Source organism: Bacillus sp. SRB_8 (assembly GCF_003264205.1).
Classification (GTDB): Bacteria; Bacillota; Bacilli; order Bacillales; family Bacillaceae_G; genus Bacillus_A; species Bacillus_A mycoides.
This window is the reverse complement of record NZ_NADT01000008.1, coordinates 341,015-365,878: the sequence shown is the minus strand read 5'-3', so window position 1 is coordinate 365,878 and position 24,864 is coordinate 341,015. Positions and strand designations below refer to the sequence as shown.

The 24,864-nt window shown below is 33.8% G+C and carries 28 protein-coding genes and 9 pseudogenes; 32 read left to right on the top strand and 5 right to left on the bottom strand.

Annotation, left to right across the window (positions count from 1 at the left end):
• The first annotated feature begins 73 nt into the window (after nucleotides 1–73).
• From B5P40_RS08765 to B5P40_RS08750, 4 genes are all read left to right on the top strand, one after another.
• Entirely contained in the window at nucleotides 74–535 is a 462-nt protein-coding gene (locus tag B5P40_RS08765) for a VOC family protein (RefSeq protein ID WP_002010888.1), read from the top strand.
• A gap of 296 nt (nucleotides 536–831) precedes the next feature.
• On the top strand, nucleotides 832–1,884 hold the full coding sequence (locus B5P40_RS08760; protein ID WP_002010887.1) for a proline racemase family protein: 1,053 nt from the start codon (nucleotides 832–834) through the stop codon (nucleotides 1,882–1,884).
• Nucleotides 1,885–1,903: 19 nt separating this feature from the next.
• Entirely contained in the window at nucleotides 1,904–2,881 is a 978-nt protein-coding gene (locus B5P40_RS08755; RefSeq protein ID WP_113709153.1) for an ornithine cyclodeaminase family protein, read from the top strand.
• Nucleotides 2,882–3,027: 146 nt separating this feature from the next.
• Complete coding sequence (locus tag B5P40_RS08750; RefSeq protein WP_113709152.1) at nucleotides 3,028–3,540, top strand: protein kinase; 513 nt, start codon at nucleotides 3,028–3,030, stop codon at nucleotides 3,538–3,540.
• Between the two features lie 108 nt (nucleotides 3,541–3,648).
• On the opposite strand, the gene B5P40_RS08745 is transcribed toward B5P40_RS08750, so the two are convergent.
• Nucleotides 3,649–3,987 carry a hypothetical protein gene (locus B5P40_RS08745; RefSeq protein ID WP_070146206.1) on the bottom strand — a complete coding sequence of 113 codons (339 nt, stop codon included), beginning with the start codon at nucleotides 3,985–3,987 and terminating at the stop codon, nucleotides 3,649–3,651.
• A 319-nt stretch (nucleotides 3,988–4,306) separates the two neighbouring features.
• On the opposite strand from B5P40_RS08745, the gene B5P40_RS08740 reads away from it, so the two are divergent.
• The 9 genes and pseudogenes from B5P40_RS08740 to B5P40_RS08695 all read left to right on the top strand — a co-directional run bounded on the left by B5P40_RS08740 (nucleotide 4,307) and on the right by B5P40_RS08695 (nucleotide 12,061).
• The gene (locus B5P40_RS08740) at nucleotides 4,307–5,896 is read left to right on the top strand and encodes an ABC transporter substrate-binding protein (RefSeq protein ID WP_113709151.1); all 1,590 of its coding nucleotides are present in this window, start codon (nucleotides 4,307–4,309) and stop codon (nucleotides 5,894–5,896) included.
• 147 nt (nucleotides 5,897–6,043) lie between these two features.
• Nucleotides 6,044–6,994, top strand: a complete 951-nt coding sequence (locus B5P40_RS08735; RefSeq protein WP_002035186.1) for an ABC transporter permease — start codon at nucleotides 6,044–6,046, stop codon at nucleotides 6,992–6,994.
• Between the two features lie 6 nt (nucleotides 6,995–7,000).
• The gene (locus B5P40_RS08730) at nucleotides 7,001–7,852 is read left to right on the top strand and encodes an ABC transporter permease (protein WP_002035185.1); all 852 of its coding nucleotides are present in this window, start codon (nucleotides 7,001–7,003) and stop codon (nucleotides 7,850–7,852) included.
• A 27-nt stretch (nucleotides 7,853–7,879) separates the two neighbouring features.
• Nucleotides 7,880–8,872 (top strand): ABC transporter ATP-binding protein, encoded by a 993-nt coding sequence (locus tag B5P40_RS08725; protein WP_113709150.1) that lies wholly within the window; start codon nucleotides 7,880–7,882, stop codon nucleotides 8,870–8,872.
• Entirely contained in the window at nucleotides 8,865–9,836 is a 972-nt protein-coding gene (locus tag B5P40_RS08720) for an ABC transporter ATP-binding protein (protein WP_113709149.1), read from the top strand. The genes B5P40_RS08725 and B5P40_RS08720 overlap by 8 nt, the downstream gene beginning before the upstream one ends.
• A 140-nt stretch (nucleotides 9,837–9,976) precedes the next feature.
• Nucleotides 9,977–10,198, top strand: a pseudogene (locus B5P40_RS08715) (nucleotide excision repair endonuclease); the annotation flags it as partial.
• A 169-nt stretch (nucleotides 10,199–10,367) separates the two neighbouring features.
• Complete coding sequence (locus B5P40_RS08710) at nucleotides 10,368–10,997, top strand: hypothetical protein (RefSeq protein WP_113709148.1); 630 nt, start codon at nucleotides 10,368–10,370, stop codon at nucleotides 10,995–10,997.
• Between the two features lie 196 nt (nucleotides 10,998–11,193).
• Nucleotides 11,194–11,576: pseudogene (locus tag B5P40_RS34165) on the top strand (DNA/RNA non-specific endonuclease).
• A 2-nt stretch (nucleotides 11,577–11,578) separates the two neighbouring features.
• Nucleotides 11,579–12,061, top strand: coding sequence for an antitoxin YezG family protein (locus tag B5P40_RS08695; protein WP_113709146.1), 483 nt, complete (start codon nucleotides 11,579–11,581; stop codon nucleotides 12,059–12,061).
• 120 nt (nucleotides 12,062–12,181) lie between these two features.
• Here the strand turns inward: B5P40_RS08695 and B5P40_RS08690 are convergent.
• Nucleotides 12,182–12,298 (bottom strand): annotated as a pseudogene (locus tag B5P40_RS08690) (tyrosine-type recombinase/integrase); the annotation flags it as partial.
• Nucleotides 12,299–12,659: 361 nt separating this feature from the next.
• Between B5P40_RS08690 and B5P40_RS08685 the strand changes: the two are divergent.
• The 3 genes and pseudogenes from B5P40_RS08685 to B5P40_RS32720 form a co-directional block, all read left to right on the top strand.
• Nucleotides 12,660–12,938 (top strand): annotated as a pseudogene (locus B5P40_RS08685) (alpha-ketoglutarate permease); the annotation flags it as partial.
• A 293-nt stretch (nucleotides 12,939–13,231) separates the two neighbouring features.
• Nucleotides 13,232–13,393: a hypothetical protein gene (locus B5P40_RS32725; RefSeq protein WP_181462937.1), complete on the top strand. Its 162-nt coding sequence runs from the start codon at nucleotides 13,232–13,234 to the stop codon at nucleotides 13,391–13,393.
• 144 nt (nucleotides 13,394–13,537) lie between these two features.
• Nucleotides 13,538–13,696, top strand: coding sequence for a hypothetical protein (locus B5P40_RS32720; protein WP_181462936.1), 159 nt, complete (start codon nucleotides 13,538–13,540; stop codon nucleotides 13,694–13,696).
• 217 nt (nucleotides 13,697–13,913) lie between these two features.
• Here the strand turns inward: B5P40_RS32720 and blaIII are convergent, their stop codons facing one another.
• Nucleotides 13,914–14,861: a class A beta-lactamase BlaIII gene (gene blaIII, locus B5P40_RS08680; protein WP_113709144.1), complete on the bottom strand. Its 948-nt coding sequence runs from the start codon at nucleotides 14,859–14,861 to the stop codon at nucleotides 13,914–13,916.
• A gap of 540 nt (nucleotides 14,862–15,401) precedes the next feature.
• Here blaIII and B5P40_RS08670 point away from each other — a divergent pair.
• The 7 genes and pseudogenes from B5P40_RS08670 to B5P40_RS08635 form a co-directional block, all read left to right on the top strand.
• Nucleotides 15,402–15,671, top strand: a pseudogene (locus B5P40_RS08670) (hypothetical protein); the annotation flags it as partial.
• 191 nt (nucleotides 15,672–15,862) lie between these two features.
• Nucleotides 15,863–16,138, top strand: coding sequence for a TIGR04197 family type VII secretion effector (locus tag B5P40_RS08660; protein WP_000529658.1), 276 nt, complete (start codon nucleotides 15,863–15,865; stop codon nucleotides 16,136–16,138).
• A gap of 40 nt (nucleotides 16,139–16,178) precedes the next feature.
• Nucleotides 16,179–16,541 carry a DUF3958 family protein gene (locus B5P40_RS08655; protein WP_002166286.1) on the top strand — a complete coding sequence of 121 codons (363 nt, stop codon included), beginning with the start codon at nucleotides 16,179–16,181 and terminating at the stop codon, nucleotides 16,539–16,541.
• Nucleotides 16,538–17,767, top strand: a complete 1,230-nt coding sequence (locus B5P40_RS08650) for a T7SS effector LXG polymorphic toxin (RefSeq protein ID WP_113709141.1) — start codon at nucleotides 16,538–16,540, stop codon at nucleotides 17,765–17,767. The genes B5P40_RS08655 and B5P40_RS08650 overlap by 4 nt, the downstream gene beginning before the upstream one ends.
• A gap of 40 nt (nucleotides 17,768–17,807) precedes the next feature.
• Nucleotides 17,808–18,001: pseudogene (locus B5P40_RS08645) on the top strand (hypothetical protein).
• Between the two features lie 28 nt (nucleotides 18,002–18,029).
• Nucleotides 18,030–18,314 carry a DUF4176 domain-containing protein gene (locus B5P40_RS08640; RefSeq protein WP_002125622.1) on the top strand — a complete coding sequence of 95 codons (285 nt, stop codon included), beginning with the start codon at nucleotides 18,030–18,032 and terminating at the stop codon, nucleotides 18,312–18,314.
• Nucleotides 18,315–18,335: 21 nt separating this feature from the next.
• On the top strand, nucleotides 18,336–18,617 hold the full coding sequence (locus B5P40_RS08635) for a hypothetical protein (protein WP_002125625.1): 282 nt from the start codon (nucleotides 18,336–18,338) through the stop codon (nucleotides 18,615–18,617).
• Between the two features lie 102 nt (nucleotides 18,618–18,719).
• Here B5P40_RS08635 and B5P40_RS08630 read toward each other — a convergent pair.
• A pseudogene (locus B5P40_RS08630) lies at nucleotides 18,720–18,983 on the bottom strand (tyrosine-type recombinase/integrase); the annotation flags it as partial.
• A gap of 121 nt (nucleotides 18,984–19,104) precedes the next feature.
• On the opposite strand from B5P40_RS08630, the gene B5P40_RS08625 reads away from it, so the two are divergent.
• The 3 genes and pseudogenes from B5P40_RS08625 (at nucleotide 19,105) to B5P40_RS32715 (ending at nucleotide 20,299) form a co-directional block, all read left to right on the top strand.
• Complete coding sequence (locus B5P40_RS08625) at nucleotides 19,105–19,773, top strand: hypothetical protein (protein WP_113709139.1); 669 nt, start codon at nucleotides 19,105–19,107, stop codon at nucleotides 19,771–19,773.
• A 182-nt stretch (nucleotides 19,774–19,955) separates the two neighbouring features.
• Nucleotides 19,956–20,111: pseudogene (locus B5P40_RS08620) on the top strand (DUF4176 domain-containing protein); the annotation flags it as partial.
• A gap of 20 nt (nucleotides 20,112–20,131) precedes the next feature.
• Nucleotides 20,132–20,299: a hypothetical protein gene (locus tag B5P40_RS32715; protein ID WP_181462935.1), complete on the top strand. Its 168-nt coding sequence runs from the start codon at nucleotides 20,132–20,134 to the stop codon at nucleotides 20,297–20,299.
• Nucleotides 20,300–20,621: 322 nt separating this feature from the next.
• Here B5P40_RS32715 and B5P40_RS33375 read toward each other — a convergent pair.
• Nucleotides 20,622–20,885: pseudogene (locus B5P40_RS33375) on the bottom strand (tyrosine-type recombinase/integrase); the annotation flags it as partial.
• Nucleotides 20,886–21,107: 222 nt separating this feature from the next.
• On the opposite strand from B5P40_RS33375, the gene B5P40_RS33370 reads away from it, so the two are divergent.
• The 6 genes from B5P40_RS33370 to B5P40_RS08580 all read left to right on the top strand — a co-directional run bounded on the left by B5P40_RS33370 (nucleotide 21,108) and on the right by B5P40_RS08580 (nucleotide 24,856).
• Nucleotides 21,108–21,491 carry a hypothetical protein gene (locus tag B5P40_RS33370; protein ID WP_258402129.1) on the top strand — a complete coding sequence of 128 codons (384 nt, stop codon included), beginning with the start codon at nucleotides 21,108–21,110 and terminating at the stop codon, nucleotides 21,489–21,491.
• Nucleotides 21,492–21,738: 247 nt separating this feature from the next.
• Entirely contained in the window at nucleotides 21,739–22,410 is a 672-nt protein-coding gene (locus B5P40_RS08600; RefSeq protein ID WP_113709138.1) for a hypothetical protein, read from the top strand.
• A 412-nt stretch (nucleotides 22,411–22,822) separates the two neighbouring features.
• Complete coding sequence (locus B5P40_RS08590) at nucleotides 22,823–23,473, top strand: Yip1 family protein (protein WP_113709137.1); 651 nt, start codon at nucleotides 22,823–22,825, stop codon at nucleotides 23,471–23,473.
• A gap of 265 nt (nucleotides 23,474–23,738) precedes the next feature.
• Nucleotides 23,739–24,005, top strand: a complete 267-nt coding sequence (locus tag B5P40_RS08585) for a DUF4176 domain-containing protein (RefSeq protein WP_113709136.1) — start codon at nucleotides 23,739–23,741, stop codon at nucleotides 24,003–24,005.
• Nucleotides 24,006–24,025: 20 nt separating this feature from the next.
• Nucleotides 24,026–24,193, top strand: coding sequence for a hypothetical protein (locus B5P40_RS32710; protein ID WP_000490950.1), 168 nt, complete (start codon nucleotides 24,026–24,028; stop codon nucleotides 24,191–24,193).
• A gap of 261 nt (nucleotides 24,194–24,454) precedes the next feature.
• Nucleotides 24,455–24,856 carry a hypothetical protein gene (locus B5P40_RS08580; protein WP_113709135.1) on the top strand — a complete coding sequence of 134 codons (402 nt, stop codon included), beginning with the start codon at nucleotides 24,455–24,457 and terminating at the stop codon, nucleotides 24,854–24,856.
• The last annotated feature ends 8 nt before the right edge of the window (nucleotides 24,857–24,864 follow it).

Below are 24,864 nucleotides of genomic sequence, written 5' to 3'. Positions count from 1 at the left end.
TCACTTCTATTTCTAGTTTATTAAAGTAGGCTTTATAGTAAGGATTTCTAAAAATATAAAGGAGGGATATGCTTTGTTTCCAGGTACTTTATATGAAACACATGTTAAAACAAAAAATTTAGAAGTGGCAAAAGAGTTTTATACTAAACTGGGATTATTTCATGCTCGCACTATTGAAGAACGCCGTGTAGCTTTCTTTTGGTTTGATAAAGAAAATAAGAAGGAACAAATGCTGGGCATTTGGGAAGTATCGGAAGAAGCATTCCATACAAGTCACTTCGCATTCAAGGTTAACTATGAAGAAATCATTCATGCAAGAGAATGGCTTCTTAATAAAGGAATAAACCCAAGGGCTGCTTTCGGTCTTGAACCTTCCGAGCCTATGGTTCAAACTTGGACACCTAGTGCAAATCTTTATTTTTACGATCCTGACGGCAATTCTTTAGAATTTCTATGTTTACTTCCTGAAAAGAAAAAAGTAAAACAAGATGTCATGTATTTGAGTGAGTGGGAAAGCTTGGGGAGTGAAGAATAAATTCGATTTTAAACTCGAATTTCGCAAAGCTATTTTAAAGGGAACCATAACCTTATCTAAGTGGCAAAGTTATGGTTTAAATCACCCCCTGAGTTTTCGGGGGATCTTTTTGTTTTGGGGCTAATAATCACCTACTGTATAAAAAAATAGACAGTAGTATGTATTTTTCAAAAAATGTATACAGATTTATCCCGCATTAACTGCCCGTAAAAGCCCGATTGGTGTGGGCTAATAATCAGTGGGGGATGAAGACCCTCCGACTGATTAAAGTTTCACTTTATACTCTATGCGTTGGCATGATACTTGCAATGAAAATAGTATTAACATATAGGGGAGAGATAGAAATGAAGGTTAGTAAAATATACACAACAATTGATGCTCACGTAGCTGGGGAACCACTTCGAATCATTACGGGCGGGGTAGCAGAAATAAAAGGAGAAACGCAATTAGAAAGACGCGCATACTGCATGGAACATTTGGATCATCTTCGTGAGGTTCTTATGTATGAACCGAGAGGACATCACGGAATGTACGGTTGTATCATTACTCCGCCCGCAAGTCCTCATGCTGATTTTGGCGTATTATTTATGCACAATGAAGGCTGGAGTACGATGTGTGGTCACGGAATTATCGCTGTTATTACAGTTGGAATTGAAACAGGTATGTTTGAAGTGACAGGGGAAAAACAAAAATTCATTATTGATAGCCCTGCTGGGGAAGTTATTGCGTACGCAACATTTAACGGGAGCGAAGTAGAGTCAGTATCATTTGAAAACGTTCCTTCGTTCGTATACAAGAAAGACGTTCCTATCAAAATAGATGACTATGAATTTCAAGTAGATATCGCGTTTGGCGGAGCATTCTACGCTGTAGTGGATAGTAAAGAGTTTGGTTTGAAAGTCGATTTTAAAGATTTAGCTGCAATTCAAACGTGGGGCGGTAAAATTAAACACTACATTGAAAGTCAAATGGAAGTAAAACATCCACTTGAAGAAGATTTAAAAGGAATATACGGAGTTATTTTCTCAGATGAACCGAAAGGAAAAGACGCTACTTTACGAAATGTAACGATCTTTGCTGATGGGCAAGTAGACCGTTCCCCTTGCGGTACAGGAACATCCGCAAGAATCGCAACTCTTTTTGAAAAAGATGCCTTACAAAAAAGAGAGATGTTCATCCACGAATGCATTACTGACGGCCAATTTGAGGGAGAAGTATTGTCGGTAACAGCGGTAGATACATATGAAGCTGTCGTTCCGAAAGTAACGGGGAATGCATTTATTACAGGATTTCATCAGTTCGTTGTAGATCCGAGGGATGATTTGAATCGGGGATTTTTGTTAGGATAATAGGAGGAGGTGGAAAGATATGCTAGTCATAAGCGCGAACGAACAACGAAACTTAGTAAATATGAAGGAAGTCATTGAATACGCGGCGCTTGCTTTAAAAGAATTTTCAGCAGAAAGAACGCTCACACCAATTCGTGGCTCATTACCATTTGCGAACGAGCAAAATACCGCATTAATTATGCCTTCAGTAGCGGAAGGACTCGAAGCGCTCGGTTTAAAAGTAGTAACGGTAGCTCCGCATAATAAAAAGATAGGAAAGAAAACGATAAACGGGATCGTTATGCTATCAGACTTTCAAACGGGAGAACCGCTCTCACTTTTAGAAGGATCGTACTTAACGATGATTCGAACAGGCGCCTTATCAGGAGTAGCGACAAAATATTTAGCTCGTCATAACGCAAAAAACTTATGCATTATCGGTACCGGTGAACAAGCGAAAGGAATTGCAGAAGCTGTACTCGCGGTTAGGGATATCGAAAAAGTAATTTTATACAACCGAACGGAAGAAAAAGCCTATACATTCGCGCAATATATACAAGAGAAATTTAACAAACCAGCGTACGTTTACACAAATCCAAATGAAGCAATAAGTGAAGCAGACATCATCGTCACAACAACAAATGCATCCACACCAGTCTTCTCAGAAAAACTACAAAAAGGCGTCCACATAAACGCCGTCGGTTCATTTAGACCGAGCATGCAAGAACTACCATCCCACGCCATCGCTAACGCAACGAAAGTGGTAGTCGAATCAAAAGAAGCAGCACTCGAAGAAACGGGTGACCTTCAAGTTCCTATAAAAGAAGGATTATTTGAAGCGAGCGACATCCACGCCGAACTTGGTCAGATTATAAGCGGAGAAAAAGCTGGTAGAGAGAATGATGAAGAGATTACTATTTTCAAATCAGTAGGTTTAGCAGTAGTAGATATAATTGTTGCGAAGTATTTGTATGAAAAAGCGGTGGAGAATGGAATGGGTACTATGATTCAGTTGTGAGGCTGCCTTTTGGTGGTCTTTTTGTTTATAATGCGCGTATGCATCTCAATTGTAATGTGTAGTGTTTGCAAAGAAATTATGTGATGTATCATATATTCTGTTAAAATTAAACAAAAATGCATATAAGAAATTGCAGGTGAGAAACCTTGGATTTAGTTCGAAAATTAACTCGTATTTATGGCTTAGGGCTTTGTTGTGGGTTGTGGAGTAAAGCTGAAGTAATTCAATGGTGTGATAAATTGATTGAAGCAAGTGACAGTCCGCCATATGAAATAATTGAGATATCCTTAATGTCTAAAGCAAAGATAGATGATATTGAAGGGAAGTTATTTGAGTTTAGTAGCACAGTTGATGAAGAATACACTGTTAAGTTAACTCTTTCCGTCATTCATGAAAAACTAAAAAAACATGAACTGACGATTGAAGAATCAATTAAATGCACCACTAGACTTTTAGTCAACAGGGGGGTGCATTGGGAGGCGGAATACTTTGAATTGTATAGTCTAGACGATAGCTATGACTTAGCTAAAGATGGTGTTCATTTTGATTTAAGTCAAGTTGTTCATACATATATTGAAATGTTAAGTATTTATAGTAAGTATTTTAGTGGGTTTGAAAAACTGTATTTTAAAGTAATGGGAAATGAATGGAGATTTTAATGTATATCAGTATTTGATTAGCTTTGTTTGTCCCTTATTTTCCAATTGGAGAATAAGGGACAAAGTTTTATGAAGGAGTAAATTTAGATATCAAGTATGCAGGTTTTTTTACCATTCCCGCCATTCTTCTGTTATATCTTCTTCGGATTCTAAGCCAGCTATTCGTGCTGCTGTATCGATAAATTCATAGAGATCTTCTCTTTCCATTGTTTCGATAAAATGGTCATGTTCGATATTTAGTTCATTTAGTTTAATAACTACCTCTTTAACAACTTGCATTACTTCGACTTCGGTTGGAGTCTCGCCTAATTGCTCTAGATGGTTAATGTAAGTGTCAAGAACCTTATTTGTTGCACTTATATTTTCTTCAGTGAAAAATTCCCCATCTTCATCATGCTCAACCCATGGGGTTGTGGGTTTGTTTTTTTTCAATTCATCAAATGTCATGATAACCTCCTAAAAATGTTTTTTTATCTTTAATCTCATTCTACATTTTCAATTATATATAACAACCATTTCAGAGAAACTTTCTGTAGGCTGCTAGTTTTTCAACTCATTTTAAGAGGCTACCGTTTCGTGGTCTTTTTATTTTACCCCCCGCATAAATATAGTTTATCGCAAGAATTCGTTAATAGATTTCAAACTGTCTATCTTTGCGAAAAAGTTTGACAATACATACGGGTAGTGGTAATTTAAAACCTATAAGAAAACTCGGTATTAATTCCGAGTTTTCTTATAGGTGTAAATAGTCGAGAGGGGTCGAAATATGAAGAAGAAGTTGTTTGCATTACCATTTGTCCTACTATTACTTATTGCATTAGCGGCTTGCTCAGGGGAGAAAGATTCTTCGAAGCAAGCAGGAACTAGTAAATCAGGGACTCCGAAAGATGGAGGAACGTTAACAGTTGGTGTTAGTGATAATCCAGATACGATGAACCCGCTTTATGCGAATGATCGTGTGTCGTTAACGATACAGCAAGCTTTATATGCACCGCTGTATCATATGGAAGACGGTAAGAAAAAGTTTGTTCTTGCTGAGAGCTTTACGCCTTCAGAGGATCAATTAACATGGACTTTAAAACTAAAAGATAATTTGAAATGGCATGATGGTAAGAAAATTACATCAGACGATATTGTATTTACATTCCAATCTATTTTAGATGAGAAGCAAAATAGTTCAAGCCGTGAAAACTTTATTTTTAAAGGAAAGCCGCTTGAGGTGAAAAAAGTGGATGAGCTAACGACTCAATTCGTTTTACCACAAGTAAGTGCATCTTTCGAAGGGGTTATGAGCGATTTCTTCCCAATTCCGAAACATGTATTTGAAGGTGAAGCAGATTTAGTGAAGAGTAAGAAAAACTTACAACCTGTAGGATCAGGTCCATTTAAGTTTAAAGAGTATAAATCAGATGAGTACGTTGCATTAGATCGTTTCGATGATTATGTCGGTGGTAAAGCTAAATTAGACTCTATCGTATATCGTGTTGTAAAAGACCGTAATACGGCAAATGTTTCACTACAAAATGGTCAAATCAACATGAAGATGATTGAGCCGCAAGACTTTAAGAAATTAGATAGCATTGGGAACTTCTCAATGGTGACATTCCCTGAAGGTAGATTATTCTACTTATCTTATAACCAAAATACAGATCTTATGAAGAAAAAAGAAGTGCGCCAAGCAATTGCGCATGCGTTAGATAAGAAAGAAATGATTAACTCAGCATTCGTTTCTAGTCAATTCGCAGAACCAGCAAATTCAATCTTAACGCCAGACGCTATGTATTATGCAAAAGACATTAAAGATTATAAGTATGATAAAAAAGAAGCGAAAGATTTATTAGCGAAAGCTGGCGTGAAAGATAAAGAAAAAGTACGCGTTATGTATGTAACGAATAATAAAATTATGGAAAGCTTAGCGCTTTATACACAACAAAAATTACAAGAAGTTGGCTTAGAAGTTGAACTGAATGCATTAGATGCTAGTGCGGCAAGTGAGAAGAGCTTAGATAAAGAAAATAAAGAATATGACATTACATTCGGTGGTTACATAATGGGACCAGAGCCAGATTCATATAAGAGCTTATTCTTAAGTAATGCTGAATACAATTACGCACGTTATAAAAACGCTGATTTCGATAAATTATGGGAAGAAGCTGCAGTTGAAACAGATAAAACGAAACGCGCAGAACTATACCATAAAATTCAAGAGACAGCTAGAGAAGACTTACCTTATCTACCAATCGCATATCCGAAAGCAGTTATTGCAGTAGATAAAAAGTTTGATGGATTAAAAGAAGCAAAAGCAATTCCTGTCACAATGTTTGAAGATCTATCGAAAATCTATGAAGTGAAATAAGAAACAGTAAAGAAGCTGGTGGAAATCAGCTTCTTTATCCCGCTTTAATGGGCAGTAAGACTCCCACCTCAAAACTTGGCGAATGCGAGGAAGTTAGGCGGGAGTAGGGCTGATTAAAGTTTCACTTTATCTTGAGGGGGGAAGTTTGTGTATAAAGTAATTGCAAAGAGGCTTTTAAATGCAATTCCGCTTTTATTTGTTATTTCTATTATTTCTTTTCTATTAATAAAACTAGCGCCGGGCGATCCCGTTCGAAACTTTGTAACGCCGAATATGAGTCCAATAGATGTCGAGCGTATTCGCAAAAGTTTAGGACTAGATCAGCCGATTTACGTGCAATATTTTTTATGGTTAAAAAATATTTTAACAGGGAATTTTGGGTACTCACTTCAAAACCATCGTCCTGTTTTAGAACTTATTACAGAAAGATTACCCGCAACAATCGGGTTAATGGGATCATCTTTACTCGTCTCATTTGTAATCGCAATCCCGCTTGGATTATTTACAGGTGTGAAAAAGAACTCGTTCTTTGACCGCATTGTGAACTTCATCTCCTATGTGGGAATCTCAATGCCAGTTTTTTGGTTCGCGTTACTATTAATCTACTTATTCTCTTTAAAGTTGAACATGCTTCCGAGTATGGGTATGCGCACAGTCGGTCAAGATTCCTTCTGGGATATTGTCCAGCACGGTATTTTACCTTGCATGGTGCTAGCGTTCCAAAACATCTCTGTCTATATGAGATATATTCGCTCAAGTACAATTCAGCAATTAGAAGAAGATTACGTACAAATTCAATATGCGTACGGTGCTTCACAGAAAACAGTTTTATTTAATCACGTACTTCGAAACGTATTAATACCGATCATTACAATTTTCGGATTATCTATTCCGAGTTTAGTAGGCGGAGCTTTTATTACGGAAACAGTATTCTCATGGCCGGGACTTGGTTCACTCGGGGTAAATGCTATTTTTAGATTTGATTATCCAATTATTATGGCAATCACATTATTATCATCGTTCATGTTAATTCTCGGTAATTTAATTGCTGATATTTTATATGGCGTTGTAGATCCGCGCATTCGAATGAGGGGGTGATTTGGAATGAACAATAGGAGATTTCAAACGATAAAAAATAGTTTTACAAAAAATAAGTTTGTAGTAATGGGAGTTATTATACTGGGTGTTTTAACAATCGCGTCTCTTTTCGCATTCGTATCACCGTACGATCCTAGTAAAATGTCGATTCCAGATCGTTTACAAGAACCGAGTATGAGTCATCCGTTCGGCACAGATGATTACGGAAGGGATTACTTAACGAGAGCGTTATATGGCGGACGAGTTTCCCTTGCGGTTGGTTTTCTAGCGATGGTCGTTTCCATTACAATCGGGACCGCAGTAGGAACAATTAGCGGATATTTTGGCGGAAAGTTAGACAACTTCTTAATGCGAATTGTTGAAGTTCTTATGTCGATTCCATCGTTCTTTTTAATGCTGTTATTAAATGCGTATTTAAAACCAGGAATTACAACGCTTGTTCTTATTATCGGATTATTAACGTGGATGGATACCGCGCGTATCGTAAGGGCAGAAACGTTATCTGTAAAAGAGCGTGAGTACGTTTTATATGCAAAAGTATCCGGACAAAAATCATTGATGATTATTGTAAGACACATCATTCCAAACATTTTATCAACCATTATAATCGCAGCGACATTAACAATTGCGACATCGATTTTAATGGAATCATCACTTAGCTTCTTAGGATTAGGTATTAGAGAACCAGATTCTTCTTGGGGCAGCATGCTAAATAATGCGCAAGGATACATAGGTGAAGCTTGGTATTTAACACTCTTCCCAGGGTTCCTTATTTTATTAACAGTACTAAGTTTTAACGTAATCGGTGAAGCGTTGAAAAAAGCTTTCGCGCCAAAAGGGGCTCATCATGAGAACTAATGCTTTAAGTGAGGGGGAGTGAAAAGCGTGTCTGAAAAACTATTAGAAGTGAAAAACTTAAAGACTTCTTTTTTCATAGAAGACGGCGAAGTAGAAGCGGTTCGCGGCGTTTCATTTAGCTTGAAAAAGGGTGAAGTCGTTGGGATTGTTGGCGAATCGGGAAGCGGAAAGAGCGTTATGGCGAAATCCGTTATGGCCCTCGTTGCGCCTCCGGGGAAAGTGAAAGAAGGAGAGATTCTTTTTCAAAATGAAAACGTGCTTTCTAAATCGGAGAAAGAATTGCGTTCTATTAGAGGAAATCAAATTTCACTCATATCCCAAGATCCAATGTCGGCGCTAAATCCAGTTGTGAAAATTGGGAAGCAAATGACAGAAGTAATTATACGTCATCAAAAAGTGAAAAAGAAAGAAGCAGAGCACATCGCGGTCAACTTGTTAAAACAAGTCGGTCTCTCTTCACCGGAAGAAAGGGTAAAACAATATCCGCATGAACTAAGCGGCGGTATGAAGCAGCGGGTTATGATCGCGATGGCAATGTCTTGTAATCCAGACCTTCTCATTGCGGATGAACCGACGACAGCGCTTGATGTAACGATACAAGCACAAATACTAGACTTAATGAAAAACTTAAAAAACGAAACGAATATGTCGTTACTTCTTATTACGCATGATCTTGGAATTGTTGCGCAAAACTGTACACGCGTCATCGTTATGTACGGCGGACTTATTATGGAAGAAGGACATGTACTTGATATTTTCCAATCGCCGAACCATCCGTATACGAAAGGGCTATTAAACTCGCTGCCGAAAATATCGAATGGGGTAAAAGAGAGACTAGCGCCAATTCAAGGTGTAACACCAAACTTACTACATCCGCCAAAAGGTTGCCCATTCGCAGAGCGTTGCCCACATAAAATGGACATTTGTGAAAAAGAACGTCCACCATATTTTGAAATCGGAAACGGAAGACGCTCTATGTGCTGGTTAAACGATAGGGCGGTAGGTGATTCCCATGCATGAAGAAAACTTAATTGAAGTTCGGAACTTAAAAAAGTATTTTCCTATTAAAAAAGGACTATTCGGCAGAAAAACAGAGCAATTAAGGGCAGTCGATGACCTAAGCTTCACAATTAAAAAGGGTGAAACATTCGGATTAGTAGGAGAATCAGGCTGCGGAAAATCAACGACAGGAAGAAGTATCATTCGCTTACACGACGTCACTTCAGGTAACATCCTATTCGACGGAAAAGATATCGCAGATCTAAAAGAAAGTGAACTAAAAGATTATCGAAAAAGAATGCAAATCATTTTCCAAGACCCATACGCATCATTAAACCCGACAATGAACGTATTCCAAATTATTAGCGAACCGATGAACATTCATGGCTCTTACACGGCGGAAGAAAGAAAAGAAATCATTCTAGACCTGCTCAAAAAAGTAGGACTAAAAGAAGAACATCTATATCGCTATCCGCACGAATTTAGCGGAGGACAAAGACAGCGCATCAGCATCGCGCGTGCACTATCTGTAAAACCAGACTTCATCCTATGTGACGAACCAATCTCAGCACTTGATGTCTCAGTCCAAGCACAAGTCGTAAACATGCTGCAAGACATCCAAGAAGAAACAGGCGTCACATACTTATTCATCGCACATGACCTATCCATGGTAAGACACATATCAGATAGAATCGGAGTCATGTACTTAGGAAACATAGTAGAAATTGCCGACAGCGAAGACCTATACACAAAACCGGCACATCCATACACACAAGCACTACTCTCATCCATGCCAGAACCAGATCCAACAAACACAGGCAAAGAACGGATCATCCTAGAGGGAGAAGTACCAAGCCCACTCAACTCACCATCCGGCTGCAAATTCAGAACAAGGTGCAAATTTGCGACTGAAAAATGCGCACAGGAAGTACCGAAGATGGTGGAGATTGCGAAGGGGCATGAGGTGGCTTGTCATTTGTTTTAGGGGGGAAAGCATCGGGGGGACCTGGTGCTTTTTTCTTTTGTGTGGGGGTGTGGGATTAGGATTAGTTGTAGACTAATGGTCAGCGACTGTCTATATTTGCATCTCCTATCATATAATTCCCCTTATTTTTTAACTATGATTTTAATGACGAACTTCTTTTTGTTGGGAAAGCACGTAAAGTAAGACAACGTATTAAAAAACATTTTGAAGATAATGTATCACCAATTAAAAATCATCGTGATGAAGTGTATTGTATTGATGTATGTATTGTAGAAGATCCGATGGAAAGAGAAATTTACGAAACATATATGATTAACGAATTTCAAGCGAAGTATAATGTGGATAAAGTATTTTATAAATAACATCAACGTAAAACATGATCTTGGTACTACATCAAGATCATGTTTTTTATATGCAATAAAAACGATTTATTATTCTTAATTATTCGACAAAATACAACAATTTAAGATGGTATTTTTTGCTATGATAAGTAAGGAATTTACATATCGTGTTATTGGGGGATAAAAAGAGATGTTGAAAAAATTTACTACATGTATTTTAGGTGGCGCTTTAGTATTCAATTTATCTGGTTGCGGCAATACATCCGACAAAACTTCTTCAGAATCTAAAGAAACCAATTCTAAACAAGAAGAAAAAAAAGTGCAAACAACTGATGAGGCGAAAACGAAAGAGAATACAAAGCAGAAAAATACAGAAAAAACAAAAGAGAAATCAAAAATAAAAGAAAAAGAGTATGCTGTAAACAAGGATTTTCATACACCTAAATTTGATGTAACTGTAAAAAGAGTTGTAGAAAGAGATAAGGTTGGTAAAGAAAGTATAGGATTCCAAAAACCTGAAGATGGACATGTCTTTATTGTTGTAGAAGCAGAAGGGAAAAACATCACAAACGAACCGATGAAATTAGCCGTTTTACCATCAGTGGATTTAGTGGATGAAAATGATAATGCTTACCAAAGTGATGTGTGGGCAGCTAGTAGTTATGGGGTTGAAAAAGGCGAGACCTCTACTATTACTAAGGAATTAAAACCAGGGGATGTAAAGAGAGAAAATAAAGTTTACGTGATTAATAAAGAAAAATTTGATACAGGAAAATGGTATGTACTTGTTAACCATGAGTATAAGGAACAAATTAAATAGTGTTTATTTATTAAGAGGAGATGGCTCCTCTTTTTTTTGTTACAAGTTAACACAGAATTTCGTTCTGAGGACACTATTAAATTTTTAAGTTGATGGAGATCATTATGAAAGAGTTAAACGCAGAAAAGTACTTGCACCAGATGTAGAGTATACATCACCATCAGGTCATACTTATAAAACTGATAGTGAGAGGCGAATTACCAGTGTAGAAGGAGAATTAAAAATAGGGGATGCTAAAAGAAATCCTTATGCACAACGAAAAGCTGGGCAAAATGGACCAAATGGAAGAAATGATAGATTAAAAGATGATGATGGGGGCATTTAATCGCAAGTATGTTTGAGGGATCAGGTGATATTGATAATTTGGTGGCAATGAATTCACAAATAAATCGTTCTGGTGGTAAATGGTATAGTCTTGAACAAAAGTGGTCGCAAGCTTTAGCGGATGGAAAAACGGTAAAAGTAAAAATAGAGCCTATATATTCGGATGATAGTATAAGACCTTCTCAATTTAAAATAGCTTATGAGATTAATGGAGAAATTAAAAAAATTAGGATGAAAAATCAATGTGGAGGATAAGTATGGAAACTAAAAAAATGGAAATAATTTATCAAGAAATAGGTACAAAAATAGATGAAATTATACCTGGGGAATGGAACGAAATTTATCTATATGCTGAATTATCAGAAGATTCAACAGAAGCGTATTTCTTCTTTACTTCCCCTAAAAAAGATGGATTTGTTTATTCGAATAATATCCCAAAAGTATATGGTGTAGATGAGGGAATTTATGATGACTTATTATTCGAACTATACGACGCATTAGAGAAATTACGTGAAGAATTTAAGAAAAACGAACAAGAATTATGGACAAACTTAACATTAATTCTACATGATTCAGGAAAATTCAAAATAGAATATGATTATACAGATGTGCTATCGCCTGAACATAATCCTACAGAAAGGGAGATAATATGGAAATACAAATATCTTGGTATTACTCCCGATAATGAAAATGACAAGATTCGTTTAGCGAATTATCTTAAAAATATAGAAGGTAAATAAAAATATTTATAATTGTGTGTTATGTTATACTCTATGAATTATCATTCATAGAGTATTTTTTTATAAAATTTAATGGTTAAAAATGCATAATTCTCATACTTAATTATGAGAGGGAGTAGATAGGAACAAAATATAATCTCGTTTGGAGCAATGACGTTTAAGAGCCCACTTCATATCTTCGATTTATTTTTTGCTACGGATGGATTGGACATCAATGAGATGTTGTTTTTTGTTCACGGATTTTTAACATCTTTATTTACAGTGTTTTGAATGTGAACTAATAATAAAAAGTTTGCTTTCAAATTAGAAAAGGTTAGTCCCTCACTTCACTCCAGCTAAAAACCTCACACCCAAAAACAAAGGGGAACTCAATTGTTCAAACTCATATAAAGTTTCAATCTTGTCTAAGCATCCATTAAGATATACAATTGACCATCTATTTTTCTTTACATAATCTCCAGATACAGTCCATATCAACTATAGATTCTTGTCTTATGCTAAATGTAATCAAAAAGCAAGTAGATAAAGATAATGACTAAAACATTAACTCTAGATACTTTTTTGATGAATATTACAAATAAACAGGAGGTAATGAAAAATGATTAAAACATTATTAGCAGGAGCACTTTTAAGCACAGGATTGGTAGCGGGAGGTGCAGTAGGTGCAGATGATGCGAAAATGGACAATTTAAAGTCAAATGAAAATAGTTCAAATCAAGTAATTACACAGAGTGCAGATGGAACAACGTCTTTCTCACAAAACTTTGATTTACCTAAAGATGCAGTGCCAGCAACTCCTAAAGGAGAAGCAAAAACTGTTGAAAGAACAGAAGGTACAGGTTCTCAAGAAGGAAAAATGGTACCAACAAAACAAGGAAATTAAATAATATATAGTTATAACGAAGAGCATCCAAAAGTGGTGCTCTTTTTATATTATAGGAATCAACTGGTTTTACTCAATATAGAACTGTAGCGGGAATTCAAGCTAGAATATGGGTTACTGTCTCTTCAAATCATGGTGTTGGAAGCACTAGTTTTGGTGGTAACGTTACAACATAAACATTTTATTAGAGATTTTTTAAATTTACATACACTCTAGATAAACTACATATCAACTTCAGATACTTGTTTTATGATACAAGTAATCAAACAAAAGGAGGGCAATACAAAATGATTACAACAGTATTAACAGGGCACTTTTTTAAGTACAGGAAATTATTAATAGGTGGAGAAAATGTTGAAGATGTACAGACAGATCAACATATTCCATATGAACAAAATGAATTGCAGCAAACTCTAGAAAAGTACGATTCGAAGAAGTTTGAGTTATAAAAAGAAAATAGATAAATATAGTGAAAATAGATAAATTAACAAGAGAAGAGTACTTTGTGTATATAACAGGTGATTTTCATTTGGATATAGGGCTTGAATCAAACTTTTATACTAAAATATATAAGGCAAAAAGGAGGGAGTACATTGAACAAAATTATTTATGGAATATTTATTTTAATGTATACTTTGTATTCATTTTTTGTAAGTGATGGAAGTGAAGTAAGGTTTATTATGTTGTTAACTATAGTACTTATCTTTTCTGTGGTTTTAGAAAAAGGAAATGCAAACAAAACGACTGATTAAGGGACGTTTTGTTTGCATTTTTTTATTGGCTATTACAGTCCAGATGTTTTAGGGGTAGCACCAAATCGCCATCACCTTAAGAAAATAGAACCACCCCAGAACGTAAAAATGAGCTTTTTATTACAAGTTAGCACCACATTTCGTTTTTGGGACACTATTAAATTTTTAGTTAATGAAAACACCTGCCTAAAATAGAAAACTTTTAACCTATTATCCTTTATTCCGTAGCTTTTAAGGTATTTAACACGACTTTGGTTGCGTCTGCAATAAGTTTATCATCGTATTTAGCATCCTCTTTATCATGATTAGAAAGTATAGCAAGAACAATCGGCTTTTTATTTGGTGGCCAAATAATTGCGATATCATTTCTTGTTCCGTAAGATCCCGCGCCTGTTTTATCAGCTACTTCCCATCCTTTTGGTACGCCCGCACGAATCAATTTATCTCCAGTTGTATTTCTCTTCATCCAATCTACTAATAGTTCACGTTTTTCTATTGGAAGTGCAGTTCCTAATGTAAATGATTGAAGTGTCTTAGCTATCGCTTCTGGTGTACTGGTATCATGTGTTTCTCCTGGATGCACTTCATTTAATTCAGGTTCAAATCGTTCTGAAGTAGTAACAGTATCTCCCATTTCTCTCAAGATTTTTTCAAATTCAGAGGGCCCTCCTAAATGTTTAAGAATCAAATTATGTGCTGTGCTGTCACTATATCGAACAGAAGCATCTGCAAGTTCTTTTAACGTCATTCCTGTATCAACATGCTTTTCAGTAATTGGATTATAATTAGAAAGATCTTCATGAGTATACGTAATCCTTTGATCAAGAGCTTCTAATGAGTTCTTGCGTAAAAGAGCGCCCACAGCTAATGATTTAGATGTAGATGCAAATGCAAAACGATCATCTGAATGATAAGCAACAGTTTGATTCGTACCTGTGTCCAGTGCATAAATACCAAGCTTAGCATCATATTCTTTTTCAAGTTTAGCGAAAGATTGATTACCTGTATTTTCTTGTTTAATTTGATTAGCTTGATTAGTTTGTTTAGGTGGTTCAGATTGAGTGTTACTATTGGAACAGCCTATAAGTGATACACATGAAAGTAATACTACAGGCACAATCTTTTTGTAATGTAAAATGTTAAAGAACTTGTTTAAAACGAACATAAATTTTCAACCTCTTTCAAGAATATATGGATTTTGTCTAGGTATTCTAAATACCAATGCAATTAAAGATGGCATAGGGTAACAATACTACTGCAGCTAAAATTTCACAGGTTAAAGGACATCCAAAACGTTTATATGATTGATAAATCACGGTTTGGGGTGTTTCTTTTTTGTTGCTACTTGTAATGGTTCACCTGTGAAAGTATTAAACTTGTAATACTTAACCGTAGTATTACAATACATATTTTTTACTTTTGGGAATAATAAGTCCTTTCTTTTTTTTTGTAATACATAAAAATAGATGTCAAACGGGATATGTTGTATCCAATCTGGACAACTAATATTAGAAATACACTTATTAGACACTCTAAGTAATAAATTTGTTCCACTTTAAGATGAGGAAGAATTTGGAGTTTGTAAAATAACAATGGAACTACGTGTTTTTTCGTCATACAAAAACCTCTACATATAAGTAGAGGTTTTTAAATTGTATATTAATGAATTATGCTTTTTTAGATAAAGAAAATCGAGTTCAGGTAAACGAAGAACATAGAAGAAACGTTGTTTGATAAACTTAAAGATACTGTTGAAAATAACGTAGAAGCGATGGATCAGTTGTACGAAAAATTTATTCGCCAGATAGAAAATACTCCTATTATCGGGCAATATCATAACTACAAAAAAGGGGAAAATGAAGCGGTGTTAGATGAACCTAAAGGAATATTAAACACAATTTTACATCCAATAGATAGTGTTGAGGGTGCTGTGTATGCTCTTTCTCACATCGACGAAACATTTGCTGCTATGGAATGAAAGATTTGGATTAAATGCACCTATTATTACATTCGGAAATAATATCTCTAACGCTGAAAGGATATTTGATCTAGGGATTCTTTTCTATATTTTAGAAACAATTAAAGCGAGAAGAAGTAGAATATTTAATGATTAGAAATGAGATTTCTTTAATGCATTTGGAAAACTTATAGAAAGGATTTAAAAGAATGGGACAATTTCAAAGTAATTTACAAAAAGCAACGCAAATTGCTACGAAAATGGGATCAGCCTCTGATAGGATTCAAAGTGCAACAAGTCGTTCTATAACAAAGGCGACGCGTACAACATTATCTGTTAACTTCAAAGCACAAGAAGCGAATCAGCAAGTTTTAGACTTGACGAAACAATTTTCCGCTGCCTTTCAACAAGCGGTTGATAATATTCATTCGGTATCTAATGAATTTGAGAGAATGGATAACGAACTTCAAAATATTTTTCGCTAATGTGACAACCTACGTAAAGTAAAATAGTAGGAGGAAAAAGATGAGTCAAGATATTGAAAAACAAATTAATCAAGTAAATCAAAAGTTAAGAAGTGTATTTGAAGAACAAGACCGAAATCAATCCGCGATTCACATTCAGGAGCAAGCGGAAGCGGATTTTTATGAATGGAGAGGTCGAAGCCATCGTTTGTTTGATCGAATTTTAGGAACTTGGCATGGTGATAGAGAAATGTCTCAGTTTCTTATGAATACATATCAAGATGCACAACATGTTGAAAGAAAAGTCACATTTGAATTGGAAAACAAAAAAGAAACGTTGCTTAAAGAAAGACGAGACCTTAGTGATTTAGAAAACGACCTTTCCTATCAACAACAAAAATTAGCAAGGGAGGTCAATGCATGAGTTTAAATATGTATTTCGGAGAAGTACAAAGCCAAACTCAAAGCATGAATGCTGTATGTACGGCTACCATTCAAGGTATGGAACAAGCCATTCAGTCGATTGACGCTTTTGCAGTTGATACTGTGTTACAAGGGCAAACGTATAGCAGTGCAAAATCATTTTTTGTACAAACTTTTCGTCCTCTAGCGCAAGGAATTATTTACTTATGTGAAGAACTAATCCGTCAGAATAATGCCTTTCCAAGTCAATTTCAATCACAGGTAGCTTCAACTGATGTTATTGAACAAGAAGTGTTAGAACAAATTCGAGAAATTGACCGAATGAAAACAAGTATGGAAGCTGTCAATCAAGCTATGCCAATGCCGGGTATGGATGCCATGGTAAATCTTTTTATTGTTATGAGGCAAAAACTACAAGAAAAGCTAGATCATTTGTATCAATTCAATCAGACCTCTAGTAATAATTATAGTACAGCAATTCAATTAGCAACTAGCATTGCTATTGGTCTTGCTGAAGTTCAAAGTGGAAAAGGATTTAGTCCTGTAAGTGGTACATTTAGTACACAAGGGATAAATATGGAGTGGACGTCGTCTATTCATAAGATTACAGAAGATAAAGCTCGTAAAGTTGATAATTTGATTAAAGAAGGAACAAAGCATGAAAGGTTGAATAAGGATTCTGAAAAAGTGGATAATAATTATTTTTCTACTAAGTTGAATAGTATGAGTAATACAAAAGTTGATTCAAATGATCATTTTAAATTTAAAGAATCTGGTGCAGTAGTTGGGGATCCAGATAAAAAAAGTAGTGCTTTCGCTCAAGTTTTAAAGTATGAAACTGATATACAATTACCCAAAAATATAAATACCTTTTTTGGTGATTTAACATCTTTTGATAAAATTGGTGGAGAGGCAAAGATTGCTGGTACTTTTAATGATATTGGTGTAGATCATGATTATGGGAAATTACATATTAAACTGGGAGATGCTGAAGCTGGTATCTTCGCTAAAGATGGTTACCGTGGTTTTAGTGCAAAGGCTGATTTAGCTAAGGTTGAGGGAGAAGTTAAAATACCGTTACCTTTTATTGATGATTGGAAACTAGTTGTTGGCGGAGATGTAGCTTATGGTAGTATAGGTGGAGAGGCAAAAGTTGGATTAAAAAATGAATTAAGTGTTGGTCTTGGACCTGTTGGTTTAGGAATAAAATTTGGAGTAGAAAAGTAGAAAAGAGTTAGAATGTTATATTTATGAGGGGGAAGTTTTTTTGTTTTCATTGCAAGTGTTTAAAAAGATTTTAATTATTTTTGTTTTTATTGCTGTTCCTTCTAGTTTATTAGCCGTTTGGCTTGGAGCAGATGCTACTTTTAAAGAGAAAATGATATTATCTCTAATTTTTGGCATAGTGATGCCGCTAGCTTTTTTATTTTTTATAAAATCACATCTTTATTTTTAAAGTAGTAATTAGTTTATTTAGGAGGAGTTTTGTATGGAAAATATAAATATACCAAAATTACCAATAGGAAGCGAATTATTACCAATTGGTTCTGTAGTTCTTGTAGAAGAAATTAATCAACTCCTTATGATTTATGGTAGAAAGCAACAACAAGATGATAATAAATTATGGGATTATGTTTCTTGTCCATATCCTCATGGTAATTTATCAAAAGAATATAATGTATTTTTTAATCATAATCAAATTGCTCATTTATTATTTAAGGGTTTTGAAACAGAGGGTGAATTAGAATTAAGAAGTAAATTATCTGAGTTTTAGTGGAAATGGAGAAAATATAATATGATTTTAGGAATTTCATATTTTGATATTTTTTGTATCATAATTATTGCTTTGTTTTTTTTCACTTTCTGGAGATTGAATGCTCGGTATAATAAGAAACATAATGTTCCTAAGGTTTTTCAATGGTTTCCTAGAAGATGGGGGAAAAGAAAAATTTCAGAGCATTTATCTCAACTAAATAAAAAGTTAGAAGCTGAAGGGAAAGGTATTTGGGTTACAATCTATGCTATAGATTTGTACATCGTAACTATCCCTTGTACAGTAAAAAAATATAAATCTTAATATATATGTTTGTAGAAGAGACCTTTTAATTTAAAATAAAAGGTCTTTCTTTATAAATTTCCACTATTTTTTATGACAGTTGAAATAGTAATTTTAAGTAAATTAAATTTGAAATGTATCAAGAATATTATCTTTTTCTTCTTTATTGATTCCAATATATTTGAGTGTAATCTTTGGTGTGCTGTGGTTTAATATCTCTTGCAACATAGCAACATCTTTAGTTTGTTTATAGAACCAATAGCCGAAGGTTTTGCGCATAGTGTGAGTCCCAATAGATTCGATACCAGCAAAATCTTTGGCTTTTTGAAATTTTTGATAAGCCTAGATCTTATTAATGGGTTGATCTTCTTTTCGAGAAGGGAATAATATTTCACAGAAGGTGTAAAATGGGATGTTGATTTAGATGGTGATGGTGATAGTATTAAGGATATGGTGAAAACGGGTGCGAAAAAAGCTTGGTCAACAGTAGCGGGGTGGTTTAATTAACATGAAAAAAAATACAGATTTTAATAAGAAAGCTTTTGAATATTATATGGCTCTTTACGCTGTAAATGATATAAGATCGACTATAATTACTCTTGTGATTGGGATAACAGATATATTTGTGCTTTTGCCTGCTTTTGCGAATCCTGTTCAACCGATATATATGTACATAATAGTTCCACCAGTTGCTTTTTTAAATTTATGGGCAATATGGATTGTTATAAATCCTAGGAAGCGGCAATTACAATACACTCTATTTCGTGGGGTATTTGGCATCGTATGTTCAGTAGGATTATTAGTTATAACCCAAAAGTTTGCATATGGAATGTTAGGATTACAAACTTCAATCTATTTTATTTTTTCAGTGGGTTTGTATATTTTTGCTTTGAATTATTATTATAAAAATCATATAAAAAAACTTCAGGAACCAATCAAAAAATCAAAGTCATCGAAAAAAAACTCTGGTTTCGGAGTAGTGGCTTTTATAGGGTTGGGTCAACTCGTTGCTAATATCAGTCTTGGTTTTGCAACACAAAAGATGGTAGCAATTGTATTAATGTGTGTATACTCAATGCTTTCGTTTATTTTGTTTCATTTCATTATGGAACTCCATAGGTATTATTATTTAAGGAAGCATATAGAAGATGGGGGTAGAACACATGAAACCTTTTAAAGAGTCTGTATTGAATATTAAGTATATAATCGCGGTTCTCCTATAGTCAGTAAAGACTATGGAAAAGAAAAGGGAGAAGCAACATCATGAATATAGAATTACATTTAGATAAAGGAAAGATGGGGAATTACGCAATTATCTAAAGAAAAGTTTTTACCAAATGGTTCTATTGTTCTATTAAAAGAATGTGGGATTACGTGTCTTGTCCATATCCTCACGGAAATTTGTCTAAAGAATACAATGTATTTTTTAATCATAATCAAATTGCTAGTTTATTTTTTAAAGGTTTTGAAACAGTTGAAGAGTTAGAGTTAAGAAATAAACTTGCAAAATTTTAGTGAAAAGGTAGATTAATTATATGTTTTCAGGATCTCAATGGTTTCCTAAAAAATGGGGGAAAAGAAAAGTTTCAGAACAGTTTCATCAATCAAAGTTTGCTGATGAAGGTAAAGGTATTTTGATTACTATTTATGCTATAGATTTGTATTTTATATCTATTCCTTTAAAGGTAAAAAAATATAATTAGTTTTAATCATAAATATATTCTTTATTTGAAGATTGGGGTAGTACCCCTAAAATGTGAATTTACAATATTAATTTGTTTCTAGTCTTAAAAATGAATAACTTTAACATCGATAAGGATTTTGAGATAAGTCATACGAGATACTTGTAAGCCTTAGTTGAAGTGTAAAATTAATTAAATATCTATCAATAGAATAAATCATATGGATAGATATTTAATATTGTAAATCTGCAAGTTCTTGATGTTATTTCAGTTTTTTATTAATTTCAATATATTTTAGGTTCATGAGTACTTACTGGGGATATTATTAGAAATCTGTATTGAATTAAATACAAAATGTATCTAGTATATTGTCTTTTTCTTCCTTGTTGATGCCAATATATTTCAGTGTAATTGGTGGGGGGCTATGATTGAGTATTTCTTACAACATAGCGACATCTTTTGTTTGTTTATAGAACCAATAGCCGAAGGTTTTGCGCATGGTGTGAGTCCTAATAGATTCGATACCGGCAAAATCTCCGGCTTTTTGAAATTTTTGATAAGCCTAGATCTTATTAATGGGTTGATCTTCTTTTCGAGAAGGGAATAATATTTCACAAAAGGTGTAAAATGGGATGTTGATTTAGATGGTGAAGGTGAGGATGATAGTATTAAAGATATGGTGAAAACGGGCGCGAAAAAAGCATGGTCAACAGTAGCGGGGTGGTTTAATTAACATGAAAAAAAGTATAGATTTTAATAAGAAAGCTCTTGAATATTATATGGCTCTTTACGCTGTAAATGAAATAAGAGTCCACGTAAAGAAGATGTTTTGAAAAAAGATATGATAGGTATAAAAATTGAAGGAACAGTAGCAGAAGAATCTATTAAAGTTGATACTTCTTCGAAATTTGGAGAGGATCTTACTTTAACTAGTAAACAGGGAACAGCTTCTTATGCTTATGGATTTGAAGGATATACTTTTAAAAGTGAAATGTTGATAGCATTGCAAACATATGAAGCGGAAATTACTAAAATTAAGATACCTGATTATATTCCTGTATTAGGTGATTATGATGTAAGTGTCAAAGGTGAGATTATAATAGGCGGGTATGGTTATAGATTCCGCGCAGGTGAAGAATCAGGGTTTTCCGCAACTTCACCTAACGGTTATGGTGGGGGAGTTTCATTTAAGTTTGAGAAGGAAGCGAGATAATAGAATGCGAAAATTTTCAAAAATAGTTATATGTGTTGGTGCGTTAATAATGATTATACTGGGCATGATTGTACATGATACATGGAAGGATAGGATTTATTTTTCTTTAGCTGTACTTTTTGTTACCGTACTTTCTTTACTATGGAATATAGTTGCTCATAATATTATGGATAAATTTAGAAAAAAGGAGAATAAATAGCTATGAAACTTTTACCGATTGGAACAGTAGCGGGGTGGTTTAATTAACATGAAAAAAAGTATAGATTTTAATAAGAAAGCTTTTGCACATTATATGGCCCTTTATCCTGTAAATGAAATAAGAGTCCACGTAATTGGCCTTGTCCTTTTGGGGGCAGACGTGTTTGTTCTTTTGCCTGCGTTCGCGAATCCTTTTCGATTACTCTATGTATATATAGTAACTCCGCCAGTTATTTTTTTAAATTTGTGGGCGATATGGATTGCTATCAATCCTCGGAAACGACAATTACAATACACTCTATTTCGAGGAGTATATGGCACCATATGTTCAGTCGGATTATTGGTTATAACTCAAAAATATGCCTATGAAGTGTTACAATTACAAACTCCCATCTATTTTATTCTTTCATTTGGTTTGTATGGTTTTGCTTTGTATCATTTTTATAAAAATCATATTGAAAAACTTCAGGAACCAAGAAAAAAATCAAAATCATCGAAAGGAACTGGTGGTGTAAAAGTAGCAGCTATTGCAGCGGGATTGGGGCAGTTAATTGCTAATATAATTCTTAGCATTGCAACACAACAGATGGGGGCAATTGTATTTATGTCTGCATGCACAGTGATTTCGTTTGCTTTGTTTTATATGATTATAGAACTCCATAAGTACTATTATTTACGGAAGCATATAGAAGATGGAGGGAAAATACGTATAGGCTTTTAAAGAGAATTTGTTGCATTTCAAGTATATAAGCGCATTCTTCTTATGGAAGCCATTCACGAGGCTTATAGCAATAAAAGATGTATAAGTGGAAGATTATATTCTGGTAAAACATCTGAAGGAATGGAAATTAGGTTTGTTCTTATTAATGATAAGATTATAACTGTTTATCCAATGTATTAAAGAATGTGAGGTACTCAAAAATGAAAGTAACTACTCAGCCCATAGTTAAAAATGCAAGACAATATAGAGGTAATTGCTAAGAAGCACTCCCCCTAAGTTTCAGATGAAATTAAATGATTGAATATTTATATTTAAATAACCGACTATTTATGCTTTAATATTTCTATGTACATAACTGGGATGATTAGGAAATTATATTTAATATGTTTTAAGAAAGGGGAATGTTTTTTATATGGAAACTCCAGAAAATCAATTTAAACGTGCACTTAATCCTTGGTTCTCCATTTGGACAAAACCACGTGATACAATGAAAGAAATTTTTATATCCAAACCCAAGAATGTGTTTTTACTCATTTTATTAGGCTCATTCGTACAGACTTTAGATCGAGCAGCTGCTAAAAATGTGGCGGATTCAATAAGTAGTCCATTTTCAATAATCTCAATAGTTATATTCGGTACCTTCGTTGTTTTCTTAACTTATTATTTTTTGCTACCAGCGTTATTTAATTGGGTGGCAAAAAAACTTGGTGGACAAGGTACCTTTGAAAAAACACGTTACTCAGTTGCCTATTCTTATATCCCTTACGTTTATTCTCTTATATTAGTTTGGGTGCCTTCATTTTTCTTGTTTGGGATAGAAAACTTTACGAGTGAGACACCGAAAATGGATAGTAGCATAACTTTAACGATTTTGTTTCTTATTTTTGCCATAATTGATGTAGTTATTGGAATTTGGACAATCATTATTTCCTTAAAATGTTTAGGAGAAGCACACCAATTTTCAGCATGGAAAGCATTATTAACAATAATAGTGTCCTTTATGATTATCATTCTTCCTTTGGTAATAATAGTATTTCTTATAGTAGGGGTTACAACCCTTTAATAATTTATTTGCTTCTTATAAACTTAGAAATTTAATTGAGATTTGGGGACAAACACAAAAAATGTATAAAAATAATAACTAAAAAATTAACTTTTATAAAAACATTTAAACTAAAATGCTTCTTAAGCGTGGGTCCAATAGCTCACGCTTTTTATTTTGGGTGACTATAACATTTATTTTTAAAATTTATAATCATACTATTTGTTACGAACAAATTTTCAAAGAATCTATTGGTGCTACAGCTAATTGAAGGCGTATTAACAATTTGAGAGTAGTTATTGATAAGAATGGAAATGTAATAACTGTGGTTCTTGTTGAAGGAATTAATCAACCTCTTATGGTTTACGGTAGAAAACAGGGACAAGTGAATGAAAATAAAATGTGGGATTACGTGTCTTATCCATATCCTCAAGGAAAATTGTCTAAAGAATACAATGTATTTTTTAATCATAATCAAATTGCTAGTTTATTTTTTAAAGGTTTTGAAACAGTTGAAGAGTTAGAGTTAAGAAATAAACTAGCAAAATTTTAATGAAAAGGTAGATTAATTATATGTTTTCAGGATTTCAATGGTTTCCTAAAAAATGGGGAAAAAGAAAAGTTTCAGAACAGTTTCATCAATCAAAGTTTGCTGATGAAGGTAAAGGTATTTTGATTACTATTTATGCTATAGATTTGTATTTTATATCTATTCCTTTAAAGGTAAAAAAATATAATTAGTTTTAATCATATATATATTCTTTATTTGAAGATGAGGGTAGTACTCCTAAAATTTTAATTTACAATATTAATTTGTTTCTAGTCTTAAAAATGAATAACTTTAACATTGATAAGGATTTTGAGATAAGTCATACGAGATACTTGTAAGCCTTAGCTGAAGTGTAAAATTAATTAAATATCTATCAATGGATATAATTTTTTATTATAGTTATTTTTATAAGTTTAATGGTGAAAATTTTATTGGGAATAGAAGGGGGAATGATGGTGAAAATTTTTAAAAATATAATTTTATTTGTTTTGTGTTTAGTAATTCTTAGTGGTTGTTTTACAAGAGAGGGAACTATTGTTGGTGGTAAAGTTTATGGTTCTTCAGATAGTGTATCAGGTAGTATATCTGGAGATTATAGAAAATTTACTGGATCTGCAACTCAAGATAGGAAAGTTAAAAAAGGGGAGAATTGGATTTTTTCTTTTGATGATAAAACTAAACAAGGAAATATAATTGCTTATGTTGTGGATTCAAATGATAATACAATATTAGAGTTTAATAGTGGCGAAGGCGAAAAAAATATTAAAGTGCCTAAGGATGATACATATAAGGTTAAAATTAAAACGGAAGAACATGGTGGGGAATTTCGAATATCATGGAAAAAAGAAAAATAGTTTTTTTA

What these genes read in the sequence shown, in the direction of transcription:
- B5P40_RS08760 (WP_002010887.1), top strand. Translation starts at nt 832, where the DNA reads ATGATACTTGCAATGAAAATAGTATTAACATATAGGGGAGAGATAGAA.
- B5P40_RS08755 (WP_113709153.1), top strand. Translation starts at nt 1,904, where the DNA reads ATGCTAGTCATAAGCGCGAACGAACAACGAAACTTAGTAAATATGAAG.
- B5P40_RS08745 (WP_070146206.1), bottom strand. Translation starts at nt 3,987, where the DNA reads ATGACATTTGATGAATTGAAAAAAAACAAACCCACAACCCCATGGGTT.
- B5P40_RS08740 (WP_113709151.1), top strand. Translation starts at nt 4,307, where the DNA reads ATGAAGAAGAAGTTGTTTGCATTACCATTTGTCCTACTATTACTTATT.
- B5P40_RS08730 (WP_002035185.1), top strand. Translation starts at nt 7,001, where the DNA reads ATGAACAATAGGAGATTTCAAACGATAAAAAATAGTTTTACAAAAAAT.
- B5P40_RS08720 (WP_113709149.1), top strand. Translation starts at nt 8,865, where the DNA reads ATGCATGAAGAAAACTTAATTGAAGTTCGGAACTTAAAAAAGTATTTT.
- B5P40_RS08710 (WP_113709148.1), top strand. Translation starts at nt 10,368, where the DNA reads ATGTTGAAAAAATTTACTACATGTATTTTAGGTGGCGCTTTAGTATTC.
- B5P40_RS08695 (WP_113709146.1), top strand. Translation starts at nt 11,579, where the DNA reads ATGGAAACTAAAAAAATGGAAATAATTTATCAAGAAATAGGTACAAAA.
- B5P40_RS32725 (WP_181462937.1), top strand. Translation starts at nt 13,232, where the DNA reads ATGATTACAACAGTATTAACAGGGCACTTTTTTAAGTACAGGAAATTA.
- blaIII (WP_113709144.1), bottom strand. Translation starts at nt 14,861, where the DNA reads ATGTTCGTTTTAAACAAGTTCTTTAACATTTTACATTACAAAAAGATT.
- B5P40_RS08660 (WP_000529658.1), top strand. Translation starts at nt 15,863, where the DNA reads ATGGGACAATTTCAAAGTAATTTACAAAAAGCAACGCAAATTGCTACG.
- B5P40_RS08655 (WP_002166286.1), top strand. Translation starts at nt 16,179, where the DNA reads ATGAGTCAAGATATTGAAAAACAAATTAATCAAGTAAATCAAAAGTTA.
- B5P40_RS08650 (WP_113709141.1), top strand. Translation starts at nt 16,538, where the DNA reads ATGAGTTTAAATATGTATTTCGGAGAAGTACAAAGCCAAACTCAAAGC.
- B5P40_RS08640 (WP_002125622.1), top strand. Translation starts at nt 18,030, where the DNA reads ATGGAAAATATAAATATACCAAAATTACCAATAGGAAGCGAATTATTA.
- B5P40_RS08635 (WP_002125625.1), top strand. Translation starts at nt 18,336, where the DNA reads ATGATTTTAGGAATTTCATATTTTGATATTTTTTGTATCATAATTATT.
- B5P40_RS08625 (WP_113709139.1), top strand. Translation starts at nt 19,105, where the DNA reads ATGAAAAAAAATACAGATTTTAATAAGAAAGCTTTTGAATATTATATG.
- B5P40_RS32715 (WP_181462935.1), top strand. Translation starts at nt 20,132, where the DNA reads ATGTTTTCAGGATCTCAATGGTTTCCTAAAAAATGGGGGAAAAGAAAA.
- B5P40_RS08600 (WP_113709138.1), top strand. Translation starts at nt 21,739, where the DNA reads ATGAAAAAAAGTATAGATTTTAATAAGAAAGCTTTTGCACATTATATG.
- B5P40_RS08590 (WP_113709137.1), top strand. Translation starts at nt 22,823, where the DNA reads ATGGAAACTCCAGAAAATCAATTTAAACGTGCACTTAATCCTTGGTTC.
- B5P40_RS32710 (WP_000490950.1), top strand. Translation starts at nt 24,026, where the DNA reads ATGTTTTCAGGATTTCAATGGTTTCCTAAAAAATGGGGAAAAAGAAAA.
- B5P40_RS08580 (WP_113709135.1), top strand. Translation starts at nt 24,455, where the DNA reads ATGGTGAAAATTTTTAAAAATATAATTTTATTTGTTTTGTGTTTAGTA.